A 14,079-nucleotide genomic window follows, 5' to 3' on the forward strand; every position below is an offset into this window, starting at 1 on the left:
GGTTTGTGGCCCCGATTCCTGATAAAAATTAACAAATCTGGTTGACCCGGTGCGAATCACACTTGCGAATCCCAAACGTCGAGCTAAATAGACACTTGCAGCACAAACGCGCCGCGACGACATGATGATCGGCGGCAACAGTCTTTCTGGCTGCTAGAATCCGGATGCAAGCGGGCGAGCGCTAAGATGCGCGGGCGCGATTGGGACACGTGTGCAGGAATTCGCCATGGAATTGGCGAAAGCGATGGCACGGTTAATTTGGACTTAAGGGACACAGCTTAAAACCCGAATCAGGAATCAATTTCCGATGCATGGCGACGCGGGCAACCGTTGTGCGCCGAAGCGGGTCGGGTGGAAGCAATTTGGGGCGCGCCACGGCTGCACATGGGCAGTCGTGATTTTGGAGCACAATATGGTAGCTAAGGCGACACAAGCAGACGACAATCAGGACAATGCCACGGACGGTCCGGACGGCCCTCTTCTTGATCTGTCGGATGCCGCCGTCAAAAAGATGATCAAGGCCGCGAAAAAGCGCGGCTATGTGACCTATGACGAGCTGAACGAGGTTCTGCCTTCCGAACAGGTGTCTTCAGAGCAGATCGAAGATATCATGTCCATGCTGTCGGACATGGGCATCAATGTTATCGAGGCCGACGAGGCTGACGAGGCAAGCCCGGACGAAGTGGACGGCGGAGAACTTGCAACCACCGGCTCCACGGCTGTTGCGAAGACCACCGCAAAGGAACCGACCGACCGGACTGATGACCCGGTCCGCATGTACCTGCGCGAAATGGGCTCTGTCGAGCTTCTGTCCCGCGAAGGCGAAATCGCGATTGCGAAGCGGATCGAGGCTGGCCGGGAAGCGATGATCGCGGGCCTTTGCGAAAGTCCGCTGACCTTTCAGGCCATCATCATCTGGCGCGACGAACTCAATGAGGGCAAGGTCCTTCTGCGCGATATTATCGATCTGGAAGCGACCTATGCCGGGCCCGATGCCAAGGCTGGGCCGACCGGTGCAAACGATGATGATCCGGATGCAGACGAGAACGTGTCTGCCCGCCCGTCCGATTCCTCCTCTGAAGAAGAGCAGGAAGGCGAAGAGGGCGACGGTGACGGCGAGGACGACGATGAGTTTGAGTCCAACGTCTCCCTGTCCGCAATGGAAGCGGAACTGAAGCCGCAGGTTCTCGAAACCTTTGACAACATCGCCGAGAACTACAAGAAGCTTCGCCGCCTGCAGGACCAGCATGTTGAAAACAAGCTGGCCAACAAGACCCTGTCTCCGAGCCAGGAGCGCCGGTACAAGAAGCTCAAGGAAGACATCGTTGTCGACGTCAAGAGCCTGTCGCTGAACCAGAACCGTATCGATGCCCTGGTTGCCCAGCTCTATGACATCAACAAGCGCCTGATGGGCTATGAAGGTCGTCTTCTGCGTCTGGCCGACAGCTACAATGTCGACCGTACCGACTTCCTCAAGCAGTATCAGGGCGCGGAACTCGACCCGAACTGGCTGCGCAAGGTTGCAAACCTGTCGTCTCGCGGCTGGAAGAACTTTATCGCCAAGGAAAAGGAAACCGTCCGCGAGCTGCGTCAGGAAATCCAGACGCTGGCTACCGAAACGGGCCTTGAGATCACCGAATTCCGCCGCATCGTTGCCATGGTGCAAAAGGGTGAGCGCGAAGCGCGTATCGCCAAGAAGGAAATGGTCGAGGCAAACCTGCGCCTCGTGATCTCGATTGCGAAGAAATACACCAACCGCGGCCTGCAGTTCCTCGACCTCATTCAGGAAGGCAACATCGGCCTGATGAAGGCGGTGGACAAGTTCGAATACCGCCGTGGTTACAAGTTCTCCACCTACGCGACTTGGTGGATCCGGCAGGCGATCACCCGTTCGATCGCCGACCAGGCCCGCACGATCCGTATTCCGGTGCACATGATCGAGACGATCAACAAGATCGTTCGCACGTCGCGCCAGATGTTGCACGAGATCGGCCGTGAGCCGACCCCGGAAGAGCTGGCTGAAAAGCTGCAGATGCCGCTGGAAAAAGTCCGCAAGGTTCTCAAGATCGCCAAGGAGCCGATCTCGCTCGAAACCCCGATTGGCGACGAGGAAGATTCGCACCTCGGCGACTTCATCGAGGACAAGAACGCGGTTCTGCCGATCGATGCAGCCATCCAGTCGAACCTGCGCGAGACCACCACACGGGTTCTTGCCTCGCTGACACCACGTGAAGAACGTGTTCTGCGTATGCGCTTCGGCATTGGCATGAACACTGACCACACGCTGGAAGAAGTTGGTCAGCAGTTCAGCGTTACCCGCGAGCGTATCCGCCAGATCGAGGCCAAGGCGCTGCGCAAGCTGAAACACCCGAGCCGCTCCCGCAAGCTGCGCTCGTTCCTCGACAGCTAAGAGCTGCTGAGCAGTCCAAAAAGAAAACCCGGCCATTGTGCCGGGTTTTTGTTTTGGCTGCCATTTGGCCGTAATTTTCGGTATGGATGGCCCGATGGAACGGGAACAGCCCAAGGACGAGCGTGGATTTATAGGCGGCGGGTTGGTTGTCTCGCTGCTGCTGCACGTCTTTGTTGCCGTCGTCCTGATTGAGGGCGTGAGCCTCAACTTTCCGGAACCGGAGGTGAAGGCGATTGAGGTCGCGATCCTTCAGGAACCTGTAGAGGAAGAGCTTCAAAAGGCGGAAGAAAGCCTTCCGGAGGAAAAGCCTGTGGTCGAACCTCCAGAGCCAGAGCCAGAGCCAGAGCCAGAGCCAGAGCCAGAGCCAGAGCCAGAAGCTTCCACGCCACCTGAACCCGAGGCGGCACAAGAAGAGCCCGCCCCGCAGGAGCCTGCTGCCCAGCCGTTGGCAGTTCATACGCCTGTGACAGAGTTTGCCGAGGAAGACACCGGCCCGACTTCCGAGGAAAAGGAGCAGGAGGCCGAACAACCGGCAGAGAGTGAGGCCGATGCTCCGGAGGTTGCCGAGGAGGTTGCCGAGGTTCAACCTGCAGAGGAGATGCCGGCGGACGAGCCGGTAACTGAACCGGAAAGCGAAGAGATCGCTGAAGTTGTCGATCAGACAGGCCTGCCGGACGAAAAATTGCCGGAAGATGGTGAGGTCGCCTCGGATGAGACGATTGAAGCCCCATCGGAAACGGAGCTGACGCAAGAGCAGGAAACCGACACGGGCGTTGTTGGTCCGATTGTGACCAACGCCTTGCCTCCGAAAAAGCCCACGGCGCGCCGCGGCGTGTCTGCAACCGCACAGGCAGGACCTGCGCGAGCGCTTCAACAGGCGCGGCAACTCTATTCGGGTGATTTGCGAGACGACCCGCGCACGCGGCTTGCCATGAACCGCATGACCAAGGGCGAGCGTTTGGTGCTGCTTTGCCGATCGGAGCTTCAAGAACAACTGGCGGCGGCCAATCCGCCGCGTCCACCTGACATCCTTCCCTCGCCCCGACCCCGGGACGCCACGACGCTCGAGATTGCTCAGGTTGCCTTTCGCTCGCGAGGTCTTTGGTACGATGTCGCCTTCAAATGCTCGACCAATGCGCTTGTGACCCGGGTCACGTCATTCAGCCTGAAGGTTGGAGACCCCGTGCCCCGATCCGAATGGGTGGCACGGGGCTTTCCGAGTTTCTGAGCTTGTTTCACAGCGTAGACAACGCCATCGGTCAACCTGGGTTTTGAACAAATTGTCGCATCTTTTGAATGCTTGACTATTGTCAACCAATTATCCGGTGACGTGTTTAGCTTTCATCGGGCGATGACTCAGATGACTTCACTCCAAAGAGGCAGCGGGCCCAAGGAGAACTCCTCCCGCCTCGGTTTTCCGTTGCCTCTATTTTTTCTTCAGCCCGTTCTTGCGCGAATTGTTTCCCAAGTCGCAAGGGATGAACCGTCCTTGTTTAACCGCCTCGGGGCACACAAGAAAAGCTGTTTCGTCATCGACCCGGTGAACATGCCTTTTGTCCTTGAATTGAAACCCGACCCGGACAACTTGTCATTTCGGGCGCTTTCGCGGCGGGACGTTGCTGCGTGCGATGCGAAGATTTCCGGAAAATTCATGGACCTTCTTCAGCTGATTGACTGCGATCAGGACGGGGATGCGATGTTCTTTTCCAGAGGACTGGAAATCGCCGGAGATACCGAGGCAGTTGTCAGCTTGCGGAATGCGCTGGATGACGTTGACGGTTCACTGGCGGAGAAGGTTGCCAACATGTTTGGTCCTGCCGGACGTCTTGCACTTTCCGGTCTGCGGCGATTGGGCGGCTACTCGCATGCCCCAATAGGATGAGATCTATATGAGACCTGAACTTGTGTGCCCTGCAGGAACTCCAGCTGCCTTGCGCGCGGCGGTTGATGCTGGCGCTGATGCCATTTACTGCGGTTTTCAAAATGCGACCAATGCTCGGAACTTTCCGGGATTGAATTTCACGGTCGAGGAGATGGAGCAATCTGTTTTCTATGCGCACGAACGGGGCACAAAGGTACTTCTGGCGATAAACACGTTCCCGCCAGCTGGAAAATTTGATCTTTGGAAAGAGGCGGTTGACGCCGGAGGGCGAATTGGTGTCGATGCGTTCATTGTAGCTGATATCGGCGTTGCCACTTATGCGGCAAAGACGTTTCCGGATATTCGACTTCACCTTTCGGTTCAGGCCGCCGCATCGAGTTCTGATGCGATCCGCTATTACTGCAAAGAGTTTGGCGTCAAGAGAGTAGTGCTTCCGCGCATCCTTACGATCCCCGAAATCAAGGTTCTTGCCGGAGAAATTCCTTGTGAAATTGAAACTTTTGTTTTTGGCAATCATGGATTGATGGTGGAAGGGCGTTGCAGCCTGACCAACTACGTCACAGGGCTGTCGACCAATATGGACGGCGTCTGTTCGCCCGCTTCTGAGGTGAAGTACGAGAGGGACGCAACGGGGAACCTCTCAAGCAAATTGGGCGAGTTCACTATTGATTGTTTCTCATGCAATGACAAAGCGGGATATCCCACCATCTGCAAGGGGCGATACCTGACAGATTGCCGGGATGGTGCTTATTACGCTTTCGAAGAACCGATCAGTCTGAATCTTGCGCAAATGCTTCCCGACATGATCGAAGCCGGAATTCATGCTTTCAAGATCGAGGGGCGGCAGCGGTCCCGCGCTTATGTGAAGTCGGTTGTGACTGCCTTCCGCAAGGTTGTTGATGCAGTTTTGGAAGGTGGAGTGCCCGACACTGCCGATCTGGTTTCGCTTACAGAAGGACAGAAGCAGACCGAAGGCGCGTTCAAGACTAAGAAATGGCGGTAGAAGATGACTTGTAATCTGACTTTGGGCCCCATTCTTTTTCATTGGCCTGCAGAGAATAAACTGGATTTCTATTCGCGTATTGCTGATGAAGCGCCTATCGATACCGTCTATTTAGGCGAGGTAATCTGTTCCAAACGAGCTCCCTTTTTTGAACAACACTACTCGGCTGTTGTGGAACGGTTGGAGCGAGGTGGAAAGAAGGTCGTTTTCTCTTCGTTGTGCGAGGTGGTCCTGAAAAGAGAACGCAAGGCTATCGAGGAGTTTTGTAGTTTCGGTAGCCATGAAATCGAAATCAACAACAGCTCTGCGCTCTTGCACATTGATGGTCGCCCGCATCGGATTGGACCGATGATGAATATCTATAACGAAGAGACCATGGCGCACCTCGCCTCCAGGGGTGCAAGCCATTTCGTGTTACCTGTGGAGTTGCCTCGTGCATCGACGGAGATACTCGTTGCCAGAGGCAGGGAACTTGGTACTGGAATTGAGATACAGGTTTTCGGAAGGGCATCGCTTGCCGTTTCTGCTCGTTGTTATCACGCAAGGGCTCACGGACGGACAAAGGATAATTGCCAGTTTGTTTGTGAAGAAGATCTGGATGGCATGCCGCTCAGGACACTAGAGGGAAAACCATTCCTCGCAATAAATGGCATCCAGACTCTGTCCCAGACCTACCTGAACTACATAACTGAATTTCAGGAGCTGATAACGGCAGGTATAACGGATTTCAGGTTGTCTCCTCATACTTGCGATATGGTTTTGGTGGCCGAGAACTTTAAAGCAGTCCTTGATGGTCGAAAGGACCCTGCTGAAGCTGATGCCGCGCTCACTCTAATGATGGGCGATAGTGCATTTTCAAACGGTTTCTGGTACGGGCGGCCAGGTCATCTCCGTGTTTAACCACGTATGATCTGCGTCGTTGGCACGCTATCCTTCTGATTTGACGGATGTAGTTCAACACTGTGTGAGATAATGTCTGGTCTATCAGGAAGACTTTTCTCCTTCGACAAGCCGGCGTCGAAAGACAAACATGGCTGCAAGAGGCAGAAGCAAGAGGACCGCGAACAGGTAGAAGATCATTGCGCCGGCCGCTTCAATTGCCTGCTTTGTGATCAACTGGCCGTTGGCTGGATCAATCAGGCCGATCGCGATGGCGGCCAGCCCGACCAATCCGCCACCAATTGCGACACCAGCGGAACTGATGGACGGGAGGATCGCGGAAACCAGATCCTGATCCCGCTGTTCAGCAGAATACATGAGGGCGCGATTGAGGATCTGGTTGCTGAGGCCGTAGCCCGCTCCGGACAGGACACCTGACGCGATAAAGAGCTGCAGCGAATGCGTCTCGACGCTGATGCCGGTCAGGAACATTCCAAGAGTGACCAGAACCGGGCCGATTACGAGATAGGCGAGTTCCGTCGAGCGGTTCTTGGCTTTTGCAGACATCCAGGCGAAGATGGTCCAGGAAAAGGCGAGGCTCGCCGCAACATAGCTGGCCTGTGTCACTGAGAGATCCCAATAGACCTGCCCGAAAGTGGTGACAAACATGCCGCGAACTGCTGCCGTCGTGGACATGACAAAGATGATGATGGTGCCAAGGCCGATCAGTGTTTGCGGACGGAAGGCGTCGGCGGGGAAAAGACGCTGGGACGCGGAACTGTCGCTTCTCAACAACCAGACGGCCGCCGCGAGACCCGACAAAAGCACAAACGATATACCGAGCACACTTCGCATTTCGCCGAGTGCGGTTAAAAGCAGAATGGTCAGGATGAGAAGTGCCATTCGCTTGTAGAGCGATGACTTGCCCGCTCCATCCGTCTCCGCTTGAGGCTTGCGACCAGCAGGGATCGACAGCAGGATCAAGGCAAAGAGCAAGGCTGTCAGCGGAATGTTGATCAGGAATGCTGCTCGCCATGTCCACAGTTCGCTTAGGAAGCCTGCGGAAATCGGCCCGATCCCGGCGGCGAGGGCCCATATGCCGGCGAGCATGGCGAAGACTTTCGGCGCAACGTTCTGGGGAAACAGATCCGGGATGAGGGCGTAACAGAGCGCGATGATCATACCTTCGCCAAAACCCTGGAGGGCCCGGCCAAGGATGAGGCCTTCGAATACGGGGCTTAACCCTGCAACGATGGAGCCGGTCGCCAGGATCGCCGTCGCCACCAGAAACGGCATTCGAGAGCCGTGGCGTTGCTTGATGGCTCCTGTAAGGCAGCCTGCCAGGATTGCCATCATCTCGAAGGATGAAAACACCCAGAAAGCGCGGTCCTGCCCGCCAAGTTCCCTGAGGATGTCAGGCAAAACGGCTGTCGTTACAAAGCCATTGATGGCATGGGATCCCACACCAAGCGCCAGAGCGAGAAGACCCGCTGTCGGTGTTCCCTGAAAGAGCGAATTCTCCTGTCCAACCAAAGAGGTGGGTGAGGGAGGCGCGGAAGCGGACATGGCGAATACCTTATAAAGAAATAATTGACTTTCTTTATGATGCGTCTAATTTGAAAAGTAAAACATTATTTTATTTATGCGCGTTTTCTGTGGACCCACGCTTCTTGGTTGAGCGCAGATCGGTCGGCGGTGTATCGTCTGCCAAGATTATCGGGGTGTGGAGACGCAAATGCGTTCGTTTTTATCTGGTTCAATTTTATCAGTTTGTCTGGTCGCGGCTGGTCAGGGTCTTTCCGGCGCTGCTTATGCAGAGGATGGTGCAGCGGGCAAGTGGACTTTTCTGGTCGCTCCCTACCTTCTTGCACCGACAATTTCCGGTGATGCGAAGATCGGGCGCCTGCCGACGACAACTCTGAATGTTTCTCCGGGCACGATCTTTGAAAACCTGCATCTGGGTGCCATGGGGCATTTCGAGGCACTTTATGACGACCGGTTCGGCATTGCGGTTGACGTTGCCTATATGAACCTTGGTTCGGGCAGGACCTTTCCCGCCGTTGGCGGATCCGTGAAAGCCAATGTCAAACAGACCGTCAGTGAGGTGTTTGCCGGATATCGGGTCTGGAAGCAGGACAAGAACTGGGTCGAAGCCTATGTCGGTGGACGCTGGTGGATCAACGAACTGGGAGTTCGGGCCGCTCTGCCTGCAAATGCCTTTTCCCATACGATCACTGAGAGCTGGGTTGATCCGGTCATCGGTGTCCGGGGGCAGGCATTCCTGTCGGACGACTGGTCGCTCTATGGCAGCGCCAATATCGGCGGGTTTGGCGTCGCGTCCGACTTTACCTGGGGCCTGCAGGCCGGGGTTGGCTATCATTTCAGCGAAAGCGTCTCCGCACAGCTGCAATACAAGGCGACAGCCGTGGATTACGACAACGGCAAATCCGGTGCAGATGCCTTTTCCTACAACACGATCACACATGGACCGATGGCGGGTCTGGTCTTCCGGTTTTAGGAAAGAAAAAACCAACCAATGTGTTGATTGCGAAAGAGCTGTGAACCTTGTTGCAATGTGCTGGGTGTGGCGTCAGTCTTCACCCGGCTGGTTTTGACATGAGGAGGAAACATGACGACTGATCCGCGAGCCCTATTGGAAGCCTACTACACTGCCTTCAATGCCGGAGAGACCGGCAAGATGGTCGGGCTTGTTACCGACGATGTCGTGCATGATGTCAATCAGGGGGAGCGCAGGACTGGCAAGGAGGATTTCTGGGCCTTCAATCTGCTCATGAGCAAGTCCTACAAGGAACGCCTGAGCGATATCTACCTGATGATTTCGCGCGATGGCACACGCGGCGCTGCCGAGTTTATCGTACATGGAACCTATCTTGAGACCGCTGAAGGCCTTCCGAAGGCCACTGGCCAGACCTACACGCTTCCTGCCGGTACATTTTTCGAGTTTCGGGACGGCAAGATTTCCCGCATCACCACCTACTACAATTTGAATGACTGGATTGCGCAGGTCTCTGCCTAGTCAGGCACGGGCCAGATCTGGTTTCCTTAAAATTTCATGCAAATTAAATGCACTTTTTGGTTGTGCATTCTGAGGGGCGCAGGAGATGATCCTGTTGCCCCTTTTGCATGTGGTTGAAGACGCTCCTGCTTTTCGGGTTAACGTCTTGTTAATACGAAAAGATTGCTGACAATTGATGCAATCTTCAGGTTGTTGCGGCGATCGGCGTGAACCCTCACGATATTCGGCATACGGGTCGCCTGAAACCGGATGCGACCGGAACTCCTGAAAATCTGTCTGCATGTGAGGATGCTTTAATGCCCCAGACGCGAATGCGAGCTCTCGTCAACACGTTCTTCGCGGCCTTCAACGCAGGTGACACTTCGAAGCTGTCCCAGTTGGTCACCGAAGATATTGTCATTGAAGTCAATCAGGACGGACCAAGGTCTGGTCGCGAGGCTTTTCTGGCGGTCGCCTCTCTTCTGCGCCTGACCTATAACGAGCGCGTATGCAGCCTGAGAGTGCTTGTTGCGGAAGACGGGCAGCGCGCTGCCGCGGAATACACGGTTTCCAGCCAACTGGGCATGCCGCCTTTCGGAACGGACCGGCAGGTTCTGGATGGGGCTACATATCAACTTCGCGCCGGGAGCTTCTTTGAGTTCAGGGGCGAGAGGATTTGCCGTATCACGACCTACTACAATCAGCCCGATCGCGTTTTGGAAGAGACTGACGTGCGCTCGGCTGCGTAAGACTGCGTAGGTCTCTGATATGGCAGTGAACAGGCCTTGCCATCTACGCAGCGCCAAAGCATGTTTGCGCACCTGAATAGGGGGAGCCGCCAGCACCTATCATCATGTGCGGCAGCATGCCCAATCTGCTTTGATCCGCCAAACAGACAGATGGCCCCATAGGCCGGTTTGGCGCCGGTGAGGTCGGAAATATGAGTGTTATTGTCGTTGGAGCCGGTGTATCCGGCTTCTCCACTGCATGGGCCCTGACGAAGCGTGGTGTGAGTGTCACACTTCTGGAACAAGGGCCAATTCCAAATCCGCTTTCAGCATCCGGCGATCAGCACCGGATCATTCGCCGGGCCTATGGCGGGCAGGGCGGATATCAGCGCCGGATTGGCGATGCCTATGCTGCCTGGGATGAAATATGGGCGGATCTCGGCCAAAAGCACCTCGTCGATACCGGCTTCCTCCTTCTCTCCCAGATCCCGGGGGATGAGGGAGAGACGTATCTGACCGGTCTCAAGGAAGGTGGATATCCGGTTGACGAAATGACGCCTGCCGAAACCGCTGCCCGCTTCCCATTTGTTGACCCGGCCACGATCCGCTATGGCGCATTCAGTGCCGAGGGCGGCGTTCTTCTTTGCCAGAAGATTGCAGGCGGTATTCGTGACTGGCTGGTGAACGCGGGTGCACATGTTCGCGAGAATGCGAAAGTGACCTCAATTGATGCTGCAGGCGGATCGGTCACTCTGGAAAGCGGCGAAACCCTGAGTGCTGATCATGTTGTTGTGGCCGCGGGTGCCTGGGCGCCGGATCTTCTGCCGGGCCTCACTCGGGAACTCACCACCTACCGGACAGCTGTGGTTTATCTGGAGCCGCCTGCGGATTTGAAATCCGCGTGGGAAAACGGCCCCACCATATTGGATGTTGGCGGAACGGTGGATGGCTATGTGCTGCCGCCGGTTCCCGGAACCGGGCTGAAATTCGGTGCGGGGGTCCACAAGTACAAGAGCGGACCAAATGACGGGCGCGTGGCCAAAGATGGCGAAGGCGAGGTGATCCGAAATCTCTTCTCGCCACCTTTTGCCCGCATCGAGGAGTACAAGGTCACCGATGTAGTGACCTGTGCCTACACCTTCACCAGCGACGAGCATTTCTTCATGAAAACCGAGGACCGTTTGTCCGTGGTTTCTGCCTGTTCCGGGCATGGTTACAAGTTCGGCGCAGTCGTTGGGCAAAAAGTCGCCGAAGGGGTTATCTCCGGCGACTTTGATACAGCGCGTGTCTGGCTGGAAGCCCGGGACTGATCCCGGACCATAATAAACCTGCTCAGGCGGATGCCTTGCTGCTCAGCATCCGCTTGAGGACGTTGTCCTTCTGCACGAAGTGGTGCCAAAGCGCTCCGGTAACGTGCAGGGCAACGAGCACGACGATGACCTTCTCTATCAGGTGATGTGGACCTCCCGCTTCCTTCACGCCAAAGAACCACATCGCAATGCCGCTCATAGGGGTGATGAAGAGAACGGCATACAGCAGGACGTGAACGGCCTTTGCCGCAAGATCCTGCAGTTTTGGGGCAGGAACCGGGGCAGGAGCACCCTGAATGAGCCTGAGGGCGATGCGCAGGACAGCAAGCGCAAGTACAGTGATGCCAAGCCAGATATGAGCGTTCCCTAGGATAGTGTCGAGCGTACCGGGACTCTGGCCGTCACGCAGTGCGTCGCCATACTCCTCGATGCCATCGGCAAAGGTGATCTGGAAAAGAATGATAACAGCGACTGCCCAATGAAGGACTATCTGTGCTTTGCTGTAGGTTTCCGGAGTTTGGCGTCCCATGAGTAACCTTCGAAATATTGGTGCCGTAGAAGTATGCTCCCGCGCAATGGAGGGCAGGTCTGTGGCCTCGAAGGTACATCCGGATCGTGACAAATGCCCATATACAAATTTGTAAGAAAATGTACAGGAAGCCGCGAGCTTCCTGTACGTATCATCAGGCGCGCGAGCGGCCTTCTTCCACTGCATCCAGAATGAACCTCGGCAGCGCAAAGGCAGCCGCGTGGACATCCGACGTATAATAGCGGGTCTGGAAGTCCGCCTTTTCGAAGCGTTCTTTCAACACGTCGACAGGCACTTTGCGCAAGTCGGCATTGTCTGATGCCCAGCCAAGGGCCATGTGTCCGCCGAAATAGGTCGGGATGGCCGCGACATAAGCCGCGCTGTCCTTGTAGATGCGGGAGAACCGCTCCAGGCTTGTCACCAGTTCCCCGCGTTGCAGGAACGGCACGCCATTTTGCGTTACCAGAACCCCTCCCGGTGTCAGGCAGCGGTGAACATTGCGGTAGAACTCCTCGGAGAACAGCACAGCCCCCGGCCCGTGCGGGTCGGTGCTGTCGACGATGACGACATCGAACCGGCGGTCGGTTTCCGCCATGAACTTCATGCCGTCTGCAATGATCAGCTCAAACCGATTGTCCTCCAGAACCCCGGCGTTGAAATCGGCAAAGTGTTCCTTGGAAAATTCGACGACCGAGCCGTCAATTTCGACCTGAGCCAGCGTTTCAACTGTCTTGTGTTTCAGGACTTCTTCGGCAAGACCGCAGTCTCCGCCGCCGACAATTAGCACGTTGCGAGCCGCTCCATGAGCGAACAGCGGTACATGCGACATCATCTCGTGGTAGATGAATTCGTCGGCAGTCGTCACTTGCGTCACGCCGTCCAGCATCAGGACCTTTCCGAAAACCGGATTAGTAAAGAGCACCAGATCCTGGTGCTCCGTCTTTTCCTGATAGAGAATCTGGTCGCAGCGATAGCTGACCTGAACTCCGGGATAGAGAACTTCGTTGAAGGTTAGCCCATCATTCATTCGACTTCTCGACCACGCAGCAGTTCGGAGACTTCGGATCGGCCCGGCTTGAACGCTTCGTTCAGAACGTCGACGCATTTTTCAGGCTTGGCATCGCCGCACATGAAGACATCGAATGCAGCATAGCCAACTTCCGGCCACGTATGGACCGAGATATGGCTTTCTGCCAGAACGGCAACACCACTGACGCCGGTCGGTTCGAACGGGTGCAGATGGATGTGCAAAAGCGTGGCGCCTGCCTCGTCGATGCAGCGCCGCAGGGTCTGTTCCATGAACAAGAGATCATCCAGACGCTCGGCGTCATAAAGATCAATGATCAGGTGCGCACCAGCGCAGCGAACCCCTTCACGTTCAATGAAGTGGTCCAGTCGGTCGTCAGCATGAGGTGCCTTCGACGCGGCGGATGTATGGTCTTCCTTCTGGGTGGTGCTTCTTGGCTCGGCAACACGAATGGTGTCTTCTTCAACACGAGCCTCCAAGTCCATCCCCAGTTGGAAGAGGGCGGTTTTTGGCATTACGCTCTCCCCAACCAGCAGATGAAACCCGGACAAATTCCGGAGCGCCTGCTATACCTACAAATTGCTAGATTCACAACAGGCGCGAGAAATAGTTTAAGTTAGCCAACAAATTAAATTCGGTATGGGAGTTTTTTGTGAGCGTAAAAATAAAGGTTTTAACGGGTTCCGAATTGGTGGAAAACCTGCCGAAACTGGCGCGCTTGCGGATTTCAGTGTTCAGGGACTGGCCCTACCTTTACGAAGGGTCCCTTGATTATGAAGAAAAGTATTTGGCACGTTATGCAAAAACAGAAGGCGCAGTAATAATCGGTGCATTTGACGGTGCAGAACTAGTTGGCGCTGCGACCGGAGAGCCTCTCGACAAGGAAGTGATCCAGTTTCGCAAGCCTTTCGAGGACCGCGGCTTTTCACCGACAGACATCTTCTATCTGGCGGAATCCGTTTTGGAACCGGAATTTCGTGGTCAGGGCGTTGGTCACCAGTTTTTTGAAGAGCGGGAAGCCCATGCCCGGCGTCTGGGATATTCGCTCGCAGCGTTTTGCGCCGTTATTCGCCCGGCGGACCATCCTGCTCGCCCGGTTGATTATCGCTCGCTCGATCCCTTCTGGAGCAAGCGCGGTTACCGGTCGATTGATGGCCTGATCGTTCATTTCCCCTGGCAGGATCTGGGGTCGGACGAGGAAACCGAGAAACCGATGCAGGTCTGGATGCGTTCGCTTTAGACCATGCCACATGCGTCCGGAGGCATGATGCACCCGGACGCAGGACGTTCACGGC

Annotated in this window: 14 protein-coding genes; 10 read left to right on the forward strand and 4 right to left on the reverse strand. The window is 55.7% G+C overall.

The features are described from left to right. The first annotated feature begins 412 nt into the window (after nucleotides 1-412). The 5 genes from rpoD (at nucleotide 413) to ubiV (ending at nucleotide 6,195) form a co-directional block, all read left to right on the forward strand. Nucleotides 413-2,410 carry an RNA polymerase sigma factor RpoD gene (rpoD, locus tag F0155_RS08020; RefSeq protein ID WP_150523977.1) on the forward strand — a complete coding sequence of 666 codons (1,998 nt, stop codon included), beginning with the start codon at nucleotides 413-415 and terminating at the stop codon, nucleotides 2,408-2,410. A gap of 94 nt (nucleotides 2,411-2,504) precedes the next feature. Then, a complete protein-coding gene (locus F0155_RS08030) occupies nucleotides 2,505-3,638 on the forward strand; it encodes a DUF930 domain-containing protein (protein WP_161599775.1) in 1,134 nt (377 codons plus the stop codon). Between the two features lie 132 nt (nucleotides 3,639-3,770). Next, nucleotides 3,771-4,292, forward strand: a complete 522-nt coding sequence (ubiT, locus tag F0155_RS08035) for a ubiquinone anaerobic biosynthesis accessory factor UbiT (RefSeq protein ID WP_150523979.1) — start codon at nucleotides 3,771-3,773, stop codon at nucleotides 4,290-4,292. 7 nt (nucleotides 4,293-4,299) lie between these two features. Then, nucleotides 4,300-5,295, forward strand: a complete 996-nt coding sequence (ubiU, locus tag F0155_RS08040; RefSeq protein WP_150523980.1) for a ubiquinone anaerobic biosynthesis protein UbiU — start codon at nucleotides 4,300-4,302, stop codon at nucleotides 5,293-5,295. Between the two features lie 3 nt (nucleotides 5,296-5,298). Next, the gene (gene ubiV, locus F0155_RS08045; protein ID WP_150523981.1) at nucleotides 5,299-6,195 is read left to right on the forward strand and encodes a ubiquinone anaerobic biosynthesis protein UbiV; all 897 of its coding nucleotides are present in this window, start codon (nucleotides 5,299-5,301) and stop codon (nucleotides 6,193-6,195) included. A gap of 84 nt (nucleotides 6,196-6,279) precedes the next feature. Here the strand turns inward: ubiV and F0155_RS08050 are convergent, their stop codons facing one another. Beyond that, the gene (locus F0155_RS08050) at nucleotides 6,280-7,740 is read right to left on the reverse strand and encodes an MFS transporter (protein WP_150523982.1); all 1,461 of its coding nucleotides are present in this window, start codon (nucleotides 7,738-7,740) and stop codon (nucleotides 6,280-6,282) included. A gap of 169 nt (nucleotides 7,741-7,909) precedes the next feature. Here F0155_RS08050 and F0155_RS08055 point away from each other — a divergent pair, with 169 nt between their 5' ends. From F0155_RS08055 to F0155_RS08070, 4 genes are all read left to right on the forward strand, one after another. After that, nucleotides 7,910-8,692: a hypothetical protein gene (locus F0155_RS08055; protein WP_150523983.1), complete on the forward strand. Its 783-nt coding sequence runs from the start codon at nucleotides 7,910-7,912 to the stop codon at nucleotides 8,690-8,692. Between the two features lie 111 nt (nucleotides 8,693-8,803). Then, nucleotides 8,804-9,211, forward strand: a complete 408-nt coding sequence (locus F0155_RS08060) for a ketosteroid isomerase-related protein (protein ID WP_150523984.1) — start codon at nucleotides 8,804-8,806, stop codon at nucleotides 9,209-9,211. 296 nt (nucleotides 9,212-9,507) lie between these two features. Then, on the forward strand, nucleotides 9,508-9,939 hold the full coding sequence (locus F0155_RS08065) for a nuclear transport factor 2 family protein (protein ID WP_150523985.1): 432 nt from the start codon (nucleotides 9,508-9,510) through the stop codon (nucleotides 9,937-9,939). Nucleotides 9,940-10,130: 191 nt separating this feature from the next. Beyond that, nucleotides 10,131-11,228, forward strand: a complete 1,098-nt coding sequence (locus F0155_RS08070; RefSeq protein ID WP_150523986.1) for an NAD(P)/FAD-dependent oxidoreductase — start codon at nucleotides 10,131-10,133, stop codon at nucleotides 11,226-11,228. 22 nt (nucleotides 11,229-11,250) lie between these two features. Here F0155_RS08070 and F0155_RS08075 read toward each other — a convergent pair whose 3' ends face one another. The 3 genes from F0155_RS08075 to speD all read right to left on the reverse strand — a co-directional run bounded on the left by F0155_RS08075 (nucleotide 11,251) and on the right by speD (nucleotide 13,299). Continuing rightward, nucleotides 11,251-11,757 (reverse strand): cytochrome b, encoded by a 507-nt coding sequence (locus tag F0155_RS08075; protein WP_161599776.1) that lies wholly within the window; start codon nucleotides 11,755-11,757, stop codon nucleotides 11,251-11,253. Nucleotides 11,758-11,911: 154 nt separating this feature from the next. Next, complete coding sequence (gene speE / locus F0155_RS08080; protein ID WP_150523988.1) at nucleotides 11,912-12,784, reverse strand: polyamine aminopropyltransferase; 873 nt, start codon at nucleotides 12,782-12,784, stop codon at nucleotides 11,912-11,914. Further along, nucleotides 12,781-13,299 carry an adenosylmethionine decarboxylase gene (speD, locus tag F0155_RS08085; RefSeq protein ID WP_150523989.1) on the reverse strand — a complete coding sequence of 173 codons (519 nt, stop codon included), beginning with the start codon at nucleotides 13,297-13,299 and terminating at the stop codon, nucleotides 12,781-12,783. The genes speE and speD overlap by 4 nt, the downstream gene beginning before the upstream one ends. A gap of 137 nt (nucleotides 13,300-13,436) precedes the next feature. Here speD and F0155_RS08090 point away from each other — a divergent pair, with 137 nt between their 5' ends. After that, complete coding sequence (locus tag F0155_RS08090; protein WP_150523990.1) at nucleotides 13,437-14,024, forward strand: GNAT family N-acetyltransferase; 588 nt, start codon at nucleotides 13,437-13,439, stop codon at nucleotides 14,022-14,024. Nucleotides 14,025-14,079 lie beyond the last annotated feature (55 nt).

The organism is Roseibium sediminis (assembly GCF_008711325.1).
GTDB classification, from domain to species: domain Bacteria; phylum Pseudomonadota; class Alphaproteobacteria; order Rhizobiales; family Stappiaceae; genus Roseibium; species Roseibium sediminis.

Bases quoted from the DNA above. Each gene is read 5' to 3' on its own strand.
- F0155_RS08050 (WP_150523982.1), bottom strand. From the start codon at position 7,740: ATGTCCGCTTCCGCGCCTCCCTCACCCACCTCTTTGGTTGGACAGGAG.
- rpoD (WP_150523977.1), top strand. From the start codon at position 413: ATGGTAGCTAAGGCGACACAAGCAGACGACAATCAGGACAATGCCACG.
- speE (WP_150523988.1), bottom strand. From the start codon at position 12,784: ATGAATGATGGGCTAACCTTCAACGAAGTTCTCTATCCCGGAGTTCAG.
- F0155_RS08075 (WP_161599776.1), bottom strand. From the start codon at position 11,757: ATGGGACGCCAAACTCCGGAAACCTACAGCAAAGCACAGATAGTCCTT.
- ubiV (WP_150523981.1), top strand. From the start codon at position 5,299: ATGACTTGTAATCTGACTTTGGGCCCCATTCTTTTTCATTGGCCTGCA.
- F0155_RS08065 (WP_150523985.1), top strand. From the start codon at position 9,508: ATGCCCCAGACGCGAATGCGAGCTCTCGTCAACACGTTCTTCGCGGCC.
- F0155_RS08070 (WP_150523986.1), top strand. From the start codon at position 10,131: ATGAGTGTTATTGTCGTTGGAGCCGGTGTATCCGGCTTCTCCACTGCA.
- F0155_RS08060 (WP_150523984.1), top strand. From the start codon at position 8,804: ATGACGACTGATCCGCGAGCCCTATTGGAAGCCTACTACACTGCCTTC.
- ubiU (WP_150523980.1), top strand. From the start codon at position 4,300: ATGAGACCTGAACTTGTGTGCCCTGCAGGAACTCCAGCTGCCTTGCGC.
- F0155_RS08030 (WP_161599775.1), top strand. From the start codon at position 2,505: ATGGAACGGGAACAGCCCAAGGACGAGCGTGGATTTATAGGCGGCGGG.
- speD (WP_150523989.1), bottom strand. From the start codon at position 13,299: ATGCCAAAAACCGCCCTCTTCCAACTGGGGATGGACTTGGAGGCTCGT.
- ubiT (WP_150523979.1), top strand. From the start codon at position 3,771: ATGACTTCACTCCAAAGAGGCAGCGGGCCCAAGGAGAACTCCTCCCGC.
- F0155_RS08055 (WP_150523983.1), top strand. From the start codon at position 7,910: ATGCGTTCGTTTTTATCTGGTTCAATTTTATCAGTTTGTCTGGTCGCG.